Genomic DNA, 15,960 nt, shown 5'->3' with positions numbered 1-15,960 from the left:
TGTTCGGCTACATCAACTTCCTGCGCTCGGCCACCAGCGGCCGCGGCACCTTCACGATGATCTTCGATCATTACGAAGAAGTGCCGGCGAGCATGGTGGCGAAGTTGATGGAGAAGGAAGCGAAGTAAGCTTTCGTATCCGCACCGGAAAGCAAAAAGGCCCAGGAGCAAACTCCTGGGCTTTTTTATGGCTGAGACCAGCTCGCAGTTGCCACCGGCAAAGTGACACTTTAGTATCACTTCCATGCGCACCGAATTAGTCACCACGCTCAAACGGCAAGCCACAGAATTGTTGGCCGATTTGGAGCGCGACCGCGAGCCGATACTGATTACACAGCACGGTTTGCCCAGTGCTTATCTCGTTGACGTCGAATCCTTCGAGGCCATGCAACGGCGCATGAAGCTGCTGGAAGGTATTGCGCGTGGAGAACGCGCTCTGGAAGAAGGTCGTACGCTCACACATGAACAGGCAAAGGAACGCCTGAAACGATGGCTCAAGTAATCTGGACTGATCCCGCGCTCAGCGAATTTGATGAAATCGCCGATTACATAGCGCTCGAAAACCCGCTCGCGGCGAACAACCTCGTACAGCGTGTTTTCACGCATGTGGAGCAGCTCGCCAACCATCCCGAGAGCGGATCGAGGCCGCAGGAGCTGAAGGGATGGCGTTACCGGCAAGTCATTGAGCCTCCGTGCCGTATTTTCTATCGCATCGACGGCGACCGTGTCTTTATCCTCTATGTCATACGCAGCGAAAAGCGGCTGCGTCCGGGCCATTCGCATGAGCGGGACATATAGAAATGCAAACCCCAATGTCGCAATGCGCACACATGGCGATGCCAGGGGTTGCACCCTGGCCCGCGATTGTCAATCCAGCCCATGCCCCAGTCCAAGCTATAATGCTTGGTTCGCATCCGTTGCTGCCCACCCATGTCAACCCACCTGCAAGAAACCCACCGCCGCCGCACCTTCGCCATCATCAGCCATCCCGACGCGGGCAAGACCACGCTGACGGAAAAGCTGCTGCTGTTCGGTGGCGCGATCCAGATGGCCGGCTCGGTAAAGGGCCGCAAGGCGGCGCGCCATGCCACCTCCGACTGGATGGCACTGGAAAAGGAGCGCGGCATTTCGGTGACCTCGTCGGTGATGCAGTTCCCGTACGAGGGCAAGATCGTCAACCTGCTGGACACGCCCGGCCACGCGGACTTCTCCGAAGACACCTATCGCGTGCTGACCGCGGTGGACTCGGCGCTGATGGTGATCGACTGCGCCAAGGGCGTGGAGGAGCGAACGATCAAGCTGATGGAAGTGTGCCGCCTGCGCGACACGCCGATCATGACCTTCATCAACAAGCTCGATCGCGAAGGCCGTTCGCCGATCGAATTGCTGGATGAGGTGGAGTCCGTGCTCGGTGTCGCTTGCGCGCCGCTGACCTGGCCGATCGGCATGGGCAAGCGCCTGAAGGGCGTTTATCACCTGCTGCTCGATGAAGTGCACGTGTTCGAGCAAGGCAAGAATTTCACGCGCCAGGATTCGACCATTTTCAAGGGCCTCGATGCGCCAGGCGTGGAAGCAGCGATCGGTACGGAAGCCTTGAAGGAACTGCGCGAGGAACTGGAGCTAATCCAGGGCGCATCGCATCCGTTCGATCTGGAGCAATATCGCGCCGGCAAACTCACGCCAGTGTTCTTCGGCTCTGCCGTGAACAATTTCGGTGTGCAATTGCTGCTGGATTTCTTCGTGGAACACGCGCCTTCGCCGCGCCAGCGCGCCACGCTCTCGCGCCAGGTAACCCCGGAAGAAGAAAAGCTCACCGGCTTCGTGTTCAAGATCCAGGCCAACATGGATCCGGCGCATCGCGACCGCGTCGCCTTCATGCGCATCTGCTCGGGCACTTATACCGCCGGCATGAGGATGATCCAGACGCGCACCAGCAAGGAAGTGCGCATCGCCAACGCGCTCACCTTCATGGCAAGCGATCGCGAGATCGTGGAGAGCGCCTATCCTGGTGACGTGATCGGCTTGCACAACCACGGCACCATCAGCATCGGCGACACCTTCACCGAAGGCGAAGCGATCAGTTTCACCGGCATCCCCAACTTCGCACCGGAACTGTTCCGCCGCGCACGCCTGCGCGATCCGCTGAAGATGAAAGCGTTGCAGAAGGGCCTTGCACAATTGTCGGAGGAAGGCGCCACGCAGTTCTTCCGTCCGTTGATGAGTAATGACTTGATACTGGGCGCGGTCGGCGTGCTGCAGTTCGACGTGGTGGCGTATCGCCTGAAGGACGAATATGGCGTGGACGCCAGCTTCGAGCAGGTCGGCGTGGTCACCGCCCGCTGGATTCACTGCGACGACGCGAAGAAGCTGGAAGAATTCCGCGAGAAAAACATCATGAACCTGGCCATCGATGCGGCTGGCGAACTGGTCTACCTCGCTCCCTCCCGCGTGAACCTGCAACTGACGCAGGAACGCTCGCCGGCCGTGCGCTTCTCCGCTACCCGCGAACACGCCGCGTCCGTCGACGTCTGAGCACGGCCGGAAATTTTCTTCACGCCACCGTCACGTTGCCGGGCAGTACCGCCCGGCCGTGCATCTCGCTAATCTGCGTGCAAGGGGACCGCAACCTCATCCAGGGGTGCGCGGCATATCCAACTGTCATCTCAGCGGGATTACGCATGGTCAGCTCCAATGTGACGCCGACTCCTAGGAAGTATGGCTGGCTGGCGCACCTGCCCATTCGCTACAAGATCATCCTGGCGATAGGACTGCTGCTGGTCGTCTTTATCGCCGACAACGTGACCGACATCGCCGCGGAGCATCGGCAATCGGAAACGCGGCAATGGGTAGAACACACTTATCAGGTAATCCAGCAGATCGGGCAGCTGCAGCGCACGGCTCTGTCCGGGCAGGTCGCGTTGCGCGGATTGCTGCTCATCCAGGATCCAAAGGAACTCCAGCACGTCAAGGATGACGATGCCAAGTTCCTCGCCCAGCTTGCCGAACTGCAAAAGCAGACGCAGGACAACCCGCTGCAGCAATCGCGCATCGACCGGATCAAGCAACTGGCCTTGCAGTGGGACCGAGAGCTGCAAGACCTGGTCTTCGCACCTCTGTCCGCCATCAAGTTCGGCGATCCACAAACGGCTGCGCAGATAGCGCCTATCCGCGAGAACTACCTGGCCCATCGCAGCGTACGCGTCGACGACTACATGGCGACGCTGGACGACATGGTCTCCGCGGAACGGCAATTGCTCGACCGGCGCACACGCAACGCGGATAGCCAGATCAATAACTCGATTTATCTCAACATCGCCAGTACGCTGATTGAGTTCACGCTTGGCTTAATCGTGATCTCGCTAACCACGCGCATGGTGGCGCGCCCGATTCGCCGCCTGGGCGAATCGATGACCAAGCTCGCCAGTCACAATCACAACATCCAGATCCGCGGCATCGAACGGCGCGACGAGATCGGCGAGATCTCGCGCGCCTTGCAGGTGTTCAAGCAGATGATGATCGAGTCGCATCTGCAGTCGCAGCTGAAGAGCCACGCGGCGGCCATTTCCACCAGCCTGCAATCGGCCACCAACCATCGCGACTTCGCGGAGCGGCTGGTCACGCAGCTGGCGCCCTTGATCAACGCCGGCGTGGCCTTGTTTTATGGTTTCGACGCGTCACGCCAGCGGCTGGATCTGCTTGGCAGTTATGGTTTGCGCATGCAGAACAGCCCGGACGCCTACATTCCTGGCGAAGGCCTGGTGGGGCAATGCGCGGCATCCCGGCAGCCCATCGTGCAGGAGGAGGTTCCAGCCAATTATTTCCGCATCGATTCGGGCAGCGGTTCGGCGGTGCCGCGCCATCTCACCATCCTGCCGTTGCTCGTGCGCAGCCAGCTGGTGGGTGTACTGGAATTCGGCGGCTTCGCCGCACCCACGGCCCATAACGAACAATTGCTCGAAGAACTGCTGCCGCTGGCGGCGCTGACGCTGGAAAACCTCAATCGCGCCGTCAATACCGAGCAACTGCTGGAGCAGACGCGCGAGCAAACCGATGAACTGCGCATTTCTTCCGTCACCATGCGCCAGCAACAGGAAGCATTACGTGCCGCCAACGATACGTTGCAGGCCAAGACGATCGAACTGGAAGAACAATCCCAGCGCCTGCTCGCTTCGGAGGAAGAACTGCGCGTGCAGGCGGACGAACTGCAGGCCTCCAACGAAGAGTTGCGCCTGATGACCGACTCGCTGCGCCAGCAGAAACAACAGGTGGAAGAACTGCAGCGGGACACCGAACAGAAGGCCGAGGAACTGGCGCGCGCCAGCCAGTACAAGAGCGAATTCCTCGCCAACATGTCGCATGAGCTGCGCACGCCACTGAACAGCCTGCTGATCCTGTCGCGCAGCCTGGCCGACAACCGCGAAGGCCACCTGGACGGCGAGGAAGTGGAATCGGCACGCATCATCCACGACGCGGGGTCGGGCCTGCTGCGCCTGATCAATGACATTCTCGATCTGTCCAAGATCGAAGCCGGCAAGATGGAGCTGTCGCTGGTCGATTACCCGCTGCAGGGCTTGCTCCGCAGCCTGCGCCGCAATTTCGATCACGTGGCGCGCGAGAAAAAACTCGATTACCAGGTGACGCTCGACGAAGGTTTGCCGGAGATCATCCACACCGATCCCACGCGCCTGGAGCAGATTGCCAATAACCTGCTGGGCAACGCCTTCAAGTTCACCCAGCAAGGCAGCGTTCGCGTGCATGTCGGCAGACCGGGCAACGCGCTGTCGATACCGGATTCGCTGCAAGGCCAGCCCATGTTGGCAATCAGCGTGAAAGACACCGGTATTGGCGTGGCTGCCGACAAGCTGGAGCGCATCTTCAACGCATTCGAGCAGGCCGATAGCAGCACCAGCCGGCAATTCGGGGGCACCGGCCTGGGCTTGAGCATTTCGCGCCGCATGGCGGCCTTGCTGGGAGGCGATATCCTGCTGCGCAGCGAAGTCGGCCAGGGCAGCGAATTCATCTTGCTGCTGCCGGAACACAGCGTCAGCACGCCGGCTAGCGCCAAGCCGCCCATTCCCGTGGCGAGCCATCCGGGGGCGCCACGGCCGGTAACGCGCGCCATGCTGCCGGCCGAAGGCATGCAGGACGATCGCGACCGCATCGAACCGGGCGACAGCGTGATCCTGATCGTGGAGGATGATCCGGCCTTTGCGCGCATTCTCGCCGACATGGTGCGGCAAAAAGGCCACCGCATGCTGCACGCCCCGCACGGCGAAGCCGGGCTGGAGCTGGCGCGCCGCTATCATCCGATCGGCATCCTGCTCGACGTCATGCTGCCGGGCATGGACGGCTGGACGGTCATCGAGCGATTGAAAGCCGATCCGGCCACCCGCCACATTCCCGTGCACTTCCTTACCGCCACCGACGACGCCAGCCGCGGGCGCGAGCTGGGTGCCGTGGGCTTCCTCACCAAGCCAGTAACGCGGGAAGCAATCAACCAGGCGTTCGAACGATTGCTGCATTTCGCCAAGGGCCGGATGCGCCACGTGCTGGTCATCGACGACGACGCCTCCGCCCGTAGCGCCGTGCACGACTTGCTCAGCCTGGATGATGACGTGGAAGTCGACGACGCCGGCAGCGGCGAGGAGGCACTGGAAAAAATCGCCGGCACCGCGTACGACTGCATCGTGCTCGATCTCACCCTGCCCGGCATGTCCGGCATCGACCTGCTCGAAAAACTCGCCGCCGGCGGCAGCATTCCGCCGGTGGTGGTGTATTCCGGCCGTGAGCTGAGCCGCGAGGAGAATCTGCGTATTCGCCAGTACACCGACAGCATCGTCATCAAGGGTGCCCGTTCGCCGGAGCGGTTGCTGGATGAAGTAAGCCTGTTCCTGCACAGCATCCGCGACACCAAGCACGCGCATGACAGCCCCGGCCTCGCGCCCAGCCATGACGGCTTGCGCGATCATCACGTGCTGCTGGTGGACGACGACATGCGCAACCTGTTTGCGCTATCCAAGGTGCTGCGTGACTGGGGCATGCAGGTGAACATGGCGCAAGATGGCCAGAAAGCCTTGCAGGTACTGGCCGAAAACCCGCAGGTGGAGCTAGTGCTGATGGACATCATGATGCCCGGCATGGACGGCTACGAAGCGACCCGCGCGATTCGCGCCCACCCGGGCCTTGCCGGCCTGCCGATCATCGCGTTGACGGCCAAGGCCATGCGCGGCGATCGCGAGCGCTGCCTGGAGGCAGGCGCCAACGACTACATGTCCAAGCCCATCGACGTGGACAAGCTCGCCTCGCTGATGCGCATGTGGTTGCGCGACTGACCGGCAGACCCAAGCAATCATGGACGCTTCCGAGCTGGAACGCATCGAGATGGACCTGTTCGTGCAGGCGCTGCAGAAGCGGCATGGCTACGATTTCAGCCAGTATGCGCCCGCCTCGCTCAAGCGCCGCACGCATCTGCTGGCCAACCAGCTCGACTGCAAGACCCTCACCGCCCTGACCAACCGCATGCTACACGAGCCGGAATTGCTGCCGCGCGTGCTGGAAGGCCTTACCGTGCCCATGTCGGACATGTTTCGCGATCCGGCCATGTTCAGGGCGCTGCGCGAGCAGGTGTTTCCGTTGCTGGCGTCCTATCCGCACATCAACATCTGGCAGGCCGGCTGTGCGCATGGGCAAGAGGTGTATTCGCTGGCCATCCTGCTGGAGGAGGCGGGGCTGTACGAACGCACGCAGATCTTCGCCACCGATCTCAGCGACCGATCTTTGCAGCGCGCCAGCGAAGGCATCTATCCGGCGCAGGAGGCGCAGCAGTGGTCGCGCAACTACCAGGCCGCCGGCGGCAAACGCTCATTGGCCGACTACTGCAGCGCCGGCTACAAGCTGCTCAAGCTCAATCAGCGTCTGCGCAAAAACGTTACCTTTGCCGTGCACAACCTGGCGACCGACGGCGTATTCTGCGAGGCGCACCTGATCCTCTGCCGCAACGTGCTGATCTATTTTTCCAACTCGCTACAGAACCGCGCCCTCTCGCTGTTCCGGGACAGCCTGGTACGAGCGGGCTTTCTATGCCTGGGCGCCCGCGAAAACATGGACCGGTCACCGGTGTCGCAAGCCTTCGTACCCTTCATCGAGCCGGAGCGCATTTACCGGCTTGCCAGCCACCTGGACGATCTTGTCGAATGAACGCGCCCACCGCTATCGCGATCGGTTGTTCGGCAGGCGGCGTGGACGGGCTCATGACCCTGCTCGGCGGCCTCGATGCCAGGTTGCAGCAAGCCATCGTGGTGTGCTGCCACCGTTCCGACACCATGGACATTCTGGGCGACGTGCTCGGTCGCGCGTCAACGCTGCCCGTACGCGATGCCGTCGAACGCGAGCCGGTGTGCCAAGGCGTGGTGTACCTGGCGCCGGCGGGCTATCACCTGCTGGTGGAACGCGATATGCAATTCGCGCTGTCTGCCGATGCGCGCGTGAACTATGCGCGGCCGTCCATCGACGTGCTGTTTCATTCCGCCGCCGAAGCATGGCGCCAATCCCTGGTTGGCGTGATCCTGACCGGCGCCAACGCCGACGGTGCCGCCGGATTGCGACGCATTCGGCAGCTCGGAGGCATGGCGGTGGTGCAAGCTCCCGCCGATGCCGAAGCCCCGGCCATGCCGCAGGCGGCGCTGGATGCGGCCGGTGCGGATTACTGCCTGCCCCTGTCAGATATCGCCCCACTGCTCAACCAACTCTGCCTGGCATGAACACACACATCCCAAAGATCCTGGTTGTCGACGACACGCGTGCAAACCTCATTGCCATGCGCCACCTGCTGGCCGACTGCGGCGCCGAACTGGTGGAGGCGAGCAGCGGCAACGAAGCGTTGTCGCGTTGCCTGGATCAACATTTCGCGTTGATCCTGCTGGACGTGAACATGCCGGACATGGATGGCTTCGAAGTAGCAAGCCTGCTCGGCGAAACCGAACAACTGCGCGATACCCCGGTGATTTTCGTTACCGCGGCGTACTCCGACGACATCAACCGCCTCAAGGGCTACCGCTCCGGTGCGGTCGATTACATCGCCAAGCCGATCAACGACGTCATCCTCACCTCCAAAGTGCGTGTCTTCCTGGAACTGCACAACGCGCGCATGCAACTGCAGCAGACGCTTGAGCAACTGTCGGCGCGCAACCAGCAATTGCAGGCCGAGATCGCCGAGCGCCAGCGCGTGGAGGCGCAAGTGCGGCACCAGGCAACGCACGACATGCTGACGGGGCTGCCCAACCGCATGCTGTTCCACGAGCGCCTGCGCTCGGCCGTGCAGTACAGCATGCTGCATGGCGTTCCGTTTGCCCTGGCGCTGGTCGATATCGACGGTTTCAAGGCGGTGAACGATACCTACGGCCATCCGGCGGGCGATGCGCTGTTGCAGGCGATTTCATCGCGGCTGGTGGGCCAGGTGCGCGCGGACGATACCGCGGCGCGTCTGGGCGGCGATGAGTTCGCATTGATCTTCCAGGGCGCGGAGCAGATCGAGCCGCTGTTGCAGCGCTGCCAGAACATTTGCAAGGTGCTGGCGCAGCCTTATCCCTTGCAAGGCGAACACGGCGCGTTTCTGGCCCATGTGAGCGCCAGCATCGGCATCGCCTTGTGGAACGCGACGATCGACACGGACGAGGCGCTGATCCAGGCAGCCGATCGCGCGCTTTACCAGGTCAAGGAAAATGGCAAGAACGGTTGCGTACTGGCGTCAGTCTGATGCCGCGAATGAGCAGTATGGGTTGGCGTCGTATAAACCTGATACGGTCCAGGCGCATCATAGGGTGACGCTACGCCAACCTACTCACAGGGGAAATCATGGTGTCCGACCAACTCGCGTTTCGCACGCCACCACTCGCACCCGCATGGCAACGCTGGCTGATCTATTCGCCGCTTGCACGCATCGTCATCTTTGCCGCGGTGGCCTTTGCAATCGGCTATGCGGTCCATGGCGTGCTGGCATCGCTGGGCTGGTTTGGCAAGACGGTGACGCCGATGCAACGCGCGCTGGACATTTTGTCCGTCGAGCTTTCGTCCTCCGTGATCGGCTACCTGGTACTGGTCTGCGGCGTCGAGCGGCGATCGCCGCGCGAACTGTCCTTGCGCGCACTGCCCACTTACGGTTTGGCATGGTTTGCCGGCGGTTTTTTGATCTTCAGCACGGTGGTAGGGGTGCTGTGGCTATGCGGCAGCTATCACGTGCTGGGCGTCAATGCGCACGTGAACTGGTTGCCTGAGGTGTTGGTGGCCGGCGTCAGCGCAGGCATCGGCGAAGAAATCATTACGCGCGGCGTGTTGTTCCGCCTTATCGAGGAGGGACTGGGCACCTGGTGGGCGCTGGCGATCTCTGCCTTATTTTTTGGCGGCGCGCATATCTTCAATCCGGGGGCGACGCTGTGGAGTTCCGCAGCCATCGCGATCGAGGCGGGCATTCTGCTGGCCCTGGTTTTCCATGTCACGCGAACGCTCTGGGCGTGCATCGGCCTGCATGCCGCGTGGAACATCACGCAGGGCACGATCTATGGCATTCCGGTTTCGGGAGGCGATGTGAAAGGCTTGCTGCAATCGACCCGTACCGGGCCGGACTGGTTGAGCGGCGGCATATTCGGCGCGGAAGCCTCAGTCGTTGCGTTGGCCGTATGCACGTCGGTGTCGGTGGTATTGCTGATGATCGCCCTGCGGCGCAAGAGCATCGTGCGGCCGTCCTGGTCGCGTCGTGTCAGCGCGGTTTACGAGGCGACACCCACATCGTGATGCATGCGCGGAATACCGGCGTGCCCGATGGATCCGTGATTTCCACGCGTACCGGCCATTCTCTGCCCGCATGAACCTCCCCAAGCGGTGCCTGCGGCGTGGCGACCGCGTGCATGCTGCCTTTGGCCCTGCTCAGGTATTCCACGCTCATGCCCTTGGGAATCCAGCGCATATTTCCGGGAATGGTGACTTCCGCCATCACGCCGGCACTCAGTTCGGCAAGATTGCAAAGCGCGATGGCATGCACGGTGCCGATATGGTTATGCACGCGACGGCGGTCGCGAAGGCGCACTTCACAACGCCCTGGCTCCAGGGCGATAAACAGCGGCGCGATGGTGGCGAAGTAAGGCGCGCGCAGGCAGACGGCCCGGGAGAACAGCCAGTGGCCGCATGGCCAGCCGCTGATGCGCTGATACAAGGACAGTAATGATGCGCTCAAATGACTCCCCCTGTTTCGATGATGAACGCATAGGTTGCCATGAAAGCCATCCCGCCCCTTGCGGCAAAGAATGGGGTTCGGCTACGCCTCACCCCACCTACAGATTCATGCCGCATCGGCCAGCTTCTTTGCATCCTTGCGCGTGATCGCCGAACGCAATTCCGCCGGATCGAAATCATCCACCGAGATGAACTCGAACACACCTTCGCGCACGCGCTTGAGCAAGGCGGCCTCGGCGGCATCGATGACACCAGCCTTGACCGCTTCGTCCAACTGGCCGAGATAATCGTGCGCGGTGAACTGGCCGGCCTTCTGCGCCTTGAGCAATTTGCGCTCGACCGGTTCGGCGGCAATGACTTCGGGCAGCAGCTGGTTCATGCGGCCGACGGTGTTGTTGGAGGTGGGCGTGAGATACGTCCACTCCAGCAAGCGGTCACGCGCTTCACCCGGCGCGGTAATGATCGCGGCAACGCGGCGGCCCAGGCGATCCGACGGCGGCACTTCACGGCGGCCAAAGGGAAACACCAGCACCCGCAACAGCCAGGACACCGGACGCACGGGGAAATTGCGGATCGCCCCATCCAGCGCCATCTGCGTGCGCCACATGCATTCGTGGAAGGCCCAGGCCAGCAACGGGCGATCCGCTTCCGGGCGGCCGGTATCCTCGTAACGCTTCAGCATGGCGCTGGCGATGTAGAGATAGCTCAACACGTCGCCCAGCCGCGCGGAGAGCTTTTCCTTGAACTTCAGCTTGCCGCCCAGCACGCCCATGAATGTATCGGCACACAGCGCCAAGGCGGCCGAGTAGCGGTTGAGCTTGCGATAGTAGCGGCGCACATAGGCATCGCCTGCCGCATCGCCGATGCGCGCACCGGTGAGGCCGAGCACGAAGCTGCGCACCGCGTTGGAAATCCCGAAGCCAAGATGTCCAAACAGAGCGCGGTCGAACGCCTTCAGGCGCTCGCCGTAGTCGCCGATCGAGAGTGCCTGCATTTCCTTCAGCACATATGGATGGCAGCGGATGGCGCCTTGGCCGAAGATCATCAGGCTGCGCGTCATGATGTTCGCGCCCTCCACCGTGATCGCGATCGGCACGCCCTGCCATGCACGCCCCGCATAGTTTTTGGGGCCGAGCTGCACGGCCTTGCCGCCGTGCACGTCCATCGCATCGCCGGCGATGGTGCGACCCCATTCGGTCGCGTGGTACTTGGCGATGGCGGAAGGCACGGCCGGTTTCTCGCCACGATCCACCGCGGCCGCCGTGGCGCGCGACAGCGCGGCCGTTGCATAGGTAAGCCCACCGATACGCGCCAGCGCTTCTTCCACGCCTTCGAAACGCGCCACCGCCAATCCGAACTGCTTGCGCATGCGCGCGTAGGCGCCGGTGCCTGCCACCGCCATGCGCACGCCACCCGTCGCGTTGGAGGGCAGTGAAATCGCGCGGCCCACCGACAGGCATTCAACCAGCATGCGCCAGCCATGGCCGGCCATATGCGGGCCGCCGATCAGCGTGGACATCGGCGCGAACACATCCTTGCCGCGCACCGGCCCATTCTGGAACGGAATGTTCAATGGGAAATGGCGACGGCCGATTTCCAGGCCCGGCGTGCTACGCGGCAGCAGCGCGAGCGTGATGCCGAGGTCTTCCTTGTCGCCGAGCAGATGTTCCGGGTCGTACAAGCGGAAAGCCAAGCCCACTACGGTGGCGATCGGGGCGAGGGTGATGTAACGCTTGTCGAAGTTCAACCGCATGCCGATCGTTTCGGCACCGTCGACGACCTGTTTGCAGACCACGCCGTAGTCCGGAATCGACGTTGCATCCGAGCCGGCATACGGGCCGGTGAGCGCGAAGCATGGAATTTCTTCGCCGACAGCAAGGCGCGGCAGGTAGTAATTTTTCTGCTCATCGCTGCCGTAGTGCAGCAGCAATTCGGCCGGGCCCAGCGAGTTCGGCACGGCTACCGTCGACGCCACCGTGGCCGACATGGTGGCCAGTTTCTGCAACACCGCCGAGTGCGCCAGCGCGGAGAAGCCCAGGCCGCCGTATTGCTTCGGAATGATCATGCCGAAGAATTTGTGTTTCTTGATGAAGTCCCATACTTCCGGCGGCAGGTCGCCCAATTCGTGCGTGATCTGCCAGTCGTCGAGCATGCCGCACAGTTGTTCGACCGGACCGTCGAGATAGGCTTTTTCTTCCACGCTCAACTCGGGCCTGGGCTGCTTGAGCAATTCGTGCCAGTCCGGCTTGCCGGAGAACAGCTCGCCCTCGAAACCGACCGTGCCGGCTTCCAGCGCGGTCTGCTCGGTATCGGAAAGCTTCGGCGTCACTTTCGCGAAGACCTTCAGCAGCGGCGCGCTGATCTGCTTGCGGCGAAAGCCGATATTCAACAACGGCAGCGCAATTGCCAATTCAATGATCAGCAACACCACCATCGTGATCGGCGCGCGCGCCAGCAGGCCCACGACGAGCGTGGTGACGATCGTAGCGATCGCCCAGCTGCGCAGGCTGCTGCGATGGTAAGCGCAGGCGCCGGTCGCTATCAGCGCGGCCAACACGGTCAGTAGGACAGACATATGCAACACCTCATGGCAATGAACTACGCCGCATCCACGGCGGATTCCAGGTCTTCGATAAAACCGGCGATGGCGGCGGTGAATGCGTCATTGGCATCGCCGGCCAACATATGGGTCGCGCCCGGCACCTGCCTATGTCGTGCATGCGGCGCCAGGGCGAGGAATTCTTCAACGGTATGCTGCGATACGACGTCGCTGCGCTCGCCCGACAACAGCAGTACCGGCACGCCGACCTTTGCGGCGGCTGCGAACAGGCGTGGCTGATAGCGTTCGCTTTCGCTGATCAGATCACCGCTGAGCAACGCCGGATCCCAGTGCCAGCGCAGGCGTCCATCGGTGCCTTCGCGTAGCAGGGGACGCAATTGCTGCTCGCTTTTGCGTTCGCGACGCTGCGGCAGGTAGGCAGCAATCCGCTCCGCCGCTTCCGCATAGCTGGCGAAGCCGTCCGGATGCGCTTGCATGAAGGCGAGGATGCGTTCCACCCCGGCCGTTTCCCAGCGCGGTGTGATATCCACCAGCACCAGCGCGCGGAACGGCGACGGCCGCACCTCGCCGGCAGCGACCAGGCCCAGCAATCCGCCCATCGATGCGCCGACCAGGATCGGTGGCTCAGGTTGAGCGTGCGCCAACGCCAGCAAGTCATCGACGAAGCACTGCATGTGATAGTCGCCGCCCGGCATGCGGCCGCTTTCACCGTGGCCACGGCTGTCGAAGCTCACGCAACGGCAACCGCGCGCCGCCATCGCTGCAGCAACCGCATTCCAGGCTCCACGGGTCTGGCCGAAGCCATGGGCAAACAACAGCGTCGGCTTGCCCGTCGCATGGCGCACGTCCACGGCCAAGGTCAGGCCGTCGGCGGTATTGAAGGCGGTTGGGCTGGCTCGGCTGGAATCCATACGCACGAGTATGGGAGGCGTGCCCGGGCGCCGTCAACCCGCCGCCAGATCGGCCAATTCCCACCACAGCGCGGGTTTCAGCCGCACCAGTTTGGAGCCGGCATGGGCTACCATACGGGAATGAATGTCCGCCAGAAACCCGAACGTACGCGCCTTTCCGCCGAAGACTGGGAAGACGCCGCCCTCAACCTGATCGCCGAACAAGGCGTGGGAGCACTGGCCGTTGAAGCGCTGGCCCGTCAGCTGGGCGTTACCAAGGGCAGCTTCTATTGGCATTTCCGTACGCGCGAAGCCTTGCTGCAAGCCGCGCTGGAACGCTGGGAACAATACGGCGAACGCGAAATCATCGGCCAGATCGAGGCAATACCCGACCCGCGTGAACGCCTGCCGGAATTGTTCCGCCGTGTCGCGCACGAACTGCATCCGCACCGCGTCTACGCGGCGCTGTTGAAGGCATTGGATCATCCCTTGGTAGTGCCGGTGATGGCGCGGGTCTCCAAGCGCCGCACGGAATTTCTTCACACGGCCTACACCGAAGCAGGCATGGAAGCTGGTGAAGCGCTCAACCGCGCACGTCTTACCTATGCTGCCTATGTCGGCTTTCTCCAGCTGAACTTCACGCTCGGCCTGCCGAGGTTGAACCACGAAGAGTTCGACGCGTACGTCGAGCACATGATCGCCACGCTGATTCCTTCGTAAGCAAATCGCGAACCGAAACCGAGTTTGATGCCTGTAGCAGCGGTACACGCCGCTTCTACGTCCTTGCGTGCGTGGCTTCCATTTAGTCATACTTATGCTGCACCACACCTTGTCATGCCAGTACTCGTAACTTAGCGTCGCGCCTATCTTTTATGGGCATACCAAAAGTGAGGAAAGCATGACGAGCAAGCTCATGGCGCTCGCGCAATGGGTCAACGACGTGGCAGCTAAAACTCGCCCGGCAAAGATCCACTGGTGCGATGGTTCGGACGCCGAATATCACGCGCTGGTACAGCAGATGTTGCAGACCGGCGATCTCATCGAACTGAATCAACAGACTCATCCGGGTTGTTACCTGCATCGCTCCAACCCGTCGGACGTAGCACGCGTGGAGCACCTAACCTTCGTGTGCACCGAGCACGAAGAAGATGCAGGCCCGAACAATCACTGGATGGCGCCGGCCGAGGCGCATGCCAAGATCGATGCGCTGTTCGAAGGCTGCATGGAAGGCCGCACCATGTACGTGATTCCGTATTGCATGGGGCCGATCGGCTCGCCGCTTTCGCGTTGCGGCGTGGAAATCACCGATAGTCCCTACGTGGTGGCCAACATGCGCACGATGACGCGCATGGGTGCGGCAGCATTGGCGCGCATCGAGCGCGAAGGCCATTTCGTAAAGGGCCTGCACTCCACCGGAGAGCTCGATCCGGAACGCCGCTTCATCATGCATTTCCCGGAAGAGCTGGCGATCAAGTCGTACGGCTCCGGCTACGGCGGCAATGCGCTGCTTGGCAAGAAATGCCACGCATTGCGCCTCGGCAGTTTCCAGGCACGGCGCGAAGGCTGGCTGGCCGAGCACATGCTGATCGTCGGCATCGAGAGCCCGCAGGGCCAGACACATTACATCGCCGCCGCCTTCCCTTCCGCTTGCGGCAAAACGAACCTGGCGATGCTGATTCCGCCGGAGGGTTATCGCAAGAACGGCTGGCGCGTGTGGACCATCGGCGATGACATTTGCTGGATGCGTCCTGGCGAAGACGGCCGTCTCTACGCGATCAACCCTGAGGCCGGGTTCTTCGGCGTGGCGCCGGGCACCAGCATGAACAGCAATCCCAACGCGCTGACCTCGATCTCGCACGACACCATCTTTACCAACGTCGCCGTGACCGCCGACAACCAGCCATGGTGGGAAGGCCTGCCGGGCACGCCGGTGACCGATTGGCAGGGCCGTCCGTACGATCCGGCCAACGGCCCCGCCGCGCATCCGAACTCACGTTTCACCGTCAGCGCCAAACAATGCCCGACCTGGTCGCCGAAGGCGGAAGATGCGCAAGGCGTGCCGATCAGCGCCATCGTGTTCGGTGGACGCCGCCCGTCGCTGCTGCCGCTGGTGATGGAAGCGCAGGACTGGACGCACGGCGTGCTGATGGGCGCTGCGATGGGTTCGGAAACAACGGCTGCAGCGACCGGCGCCGTGGGCGTGCTGCGCCGTGATTCGATGGCGATGAAGCCGTTCTGCGGCTACCACTACGGCGACTACTTCAAGCACTGGCTGTCGTTCGAC

At 62.3% G+C, this 15,960-nt stretch carries 14 protein-coding genes; 11 read left to right on the top strand and 3 right to left on the bottom strand.

Translation table 11 applies throughout. The features are described from left to right. The 9 genes from V7M64_RS21015 to V7M64_RS20975 all read left to right on the top strand — a co-directional run. Nucleotides 1-128, top strand: a 128-nt coding sequence (locus V7M64_RS21015) for a hypothetical protein (RefSeq protein WP_333682001.1), incomplete at its 5' end; no start/stop codon positions are given. 115 nt (nucleotides 129-243) lie between these two features. Continuing rightward, nucleotides 244-501, top strand: coding sequence for a type II toxin-antitoxin system Phd/YefM family antitoxin (locus tag V7M64_RS21010; RefSeq protein ID WP_333681997.1), 258 nt, complete (start codon nucleotides 244-246; stop codon nucleotides 499-501). Continuing rightward, nucleotides 489-797, top strand: coding sequence for a type II toxin-antitoxin system RelE/ParE family toxin (locus V7M64_RS21005; RefSeq protein ID WP_333681995.1), 309 nt, complete (start codon nucleotides 489-491; stop codon nucleotides 795-797). Before V7M64_RS21010 ends, V7M64_RS21005 begins: the two co-directional genes overlap by 13 nt. A gap of 132 nt (nucleotides 798-929) precedes the next feature. Then, on the top strand, nucleotides 930-2,531 hold the full coding sequence (locus V7M64_RS21000) for a peptide chain release factor 3 (RefSeq protein ID WP_333681994.1): 1,602 nt from the start codon (nucleotides 930-932) through the stop codon (nucleotides 2,529-2,531). Nucleotides 2,532-2,677: 146 nt separating this feature from the next. Continuing rightward, on the top strand, nucleotides 2,678-6,331 hold the full coding sequence (locus tag V7M64_RS20995) for a response regulator (RefSeq protein WP_333681992.1): 3,654 nt from the start codon (nucleotides 2,678-2,680) through the stop codon (nucleotides 6,329-6,331). A 19-nt stretch (nucleotides 6,332-6,350) separates the two neighbouring features. Next, on the top strand, nucleotides 6,351-7,196 hold the full coding sequence (locus tag V7M64_RS20990; RefSeq protein ID WP_333681990.1) for a protein-glutamate O-methyltransferase CheR: 846 nt from the start codon (nucleotides 6,351-6,353) through the stop codon (nucleotides 7,194-7,196). After that, entirely contained in the window at nucleotides 7,193-7,759 is a 567-nt protein-coding gene (locus V7M64_RS20985) for a chemotaxis protein CheB (protein ID WP_333681989.1), read from the top strand. Before V7M64_RS20990 ends, V7M64_RS20985 begins: the two co-directional genes overlap by 4 nt. After that, nucleotides 7,756-8,754 (top strand): diguanylate cyclase, encoded by a 999-nt coding sequence (locus V7M64_RS20980; RefSeq protein WP_333681988.1) that lies wholly within the window; start codon nucleotides 7,756-7,758, stop codon nucleotides 8,752-8,754. The genes V7M64_RS20985 and V7M64_RS20980 overlap by 4 nt, the downstream gene beginning before the upstream one ends. 98 nt (nucleotides 8,755-8,852) lie before the next feature. After that, a complete protein-coding gene (locus V7M64_RS20975) occupies nucleotides 8,853-9,788 on the top strand; it encodes a type II CAAX endopeptidase family protein (protein WP_333681987.1) in 936 nt (311 codons plus the stop codon). Here V7M64_RS20975 and V7M64_RS20970 read toward each other — a convergent pair. The 3 genes from V7M64_RS20970 to V7M64_RS20960 all read right to left on the bottom strand — a co-directional run bounded on the left by V7M64_RS20970 (nucleotide 9,754) and on the right by V7M64_RS20960 (nucleotide 13,697). Continuing rightward, on the bottom strand, nucleotides 9,754-10,227 hold the full coding sequence (locus tag V7M64_RS20970) for a hotdog fold domain-containing protein (RefSeq protein ID WP_333681985.1): 474 nt from the start codon (nucleotides 10,225-10,227) through the stop codon (nucleotides 9,754-9,756). The genes V7M64_RS20975 and V7M64_RS20970 overlap by 35 nt on opposite strands. Nucleotides 10,228-10,332: 105 nt before the next feature. Further along, nucleotides 10,333-12,801: an acyl-CoA dehydrogenase gene (locus V7M64_RS20965; protein WP_333681983.1), complete on the bottom strand. Its 2,469-nt coding sequence runs from the start codon at nucleotides 12,799-12,801 to the stop codon at nucleotides 10,333-10,335. 23 nt (nucleotides 12,802-12,824) lie between these two features. Beyond that, complete coding sequence (locus tag V7M64_RS20960) at nucleotides 12,825-13,697, bottom strand: alpha/beta hydrolase (protein WP_333681982.1); 873 nt, start codon at nucleotides 13,695-13,697, stop codon at nucleotides 12,825-12,827. Between the two features lie 120 nt (nucleotides 13,698-13,817). On the opposite strand from V7M64_RS20960, the gene V7M64_RS20955 reads away from it, so the two are divergent. Beyond that, nucleotides 13,818-14,396 carry a helix-turn-helix domain-containing protein gene (locus V7M64_RS20955; RefSeq protein WP_333681999.1) on the top strand — a complete coding sequence of 193 codons (579 nt, stop codon included), beginning with the start codon at nucleotides 13,818-13,820 and terminating at the stop codon, nucleotides 14,394-14,396. A 178-nt stretch (nucleotides 14,397-14,574) separates the two neighbouring features. Further along, nucleotides 14,575-15,960: phosphoenolpyruvate carboxykinase (GTP) (locus tag V7M64_RS20950; protein WP_333681981.1), on the top strand; the 1,386-nt coding region annotated here is incomplete at its 3' end.

Source organism: Dyella sp. (genome assembly GCF_036746095.1).
In the GTDB taxonomy this organism is placed as follows: Bacteria; Pseudomonadota; Gammaproteobacteria; order Xanthomonadales; family Rhodanobacteraceae; genus Dyella_B.
This window is presented reverse-complemented; position numbering and strand designations above follow the sequence as displayed.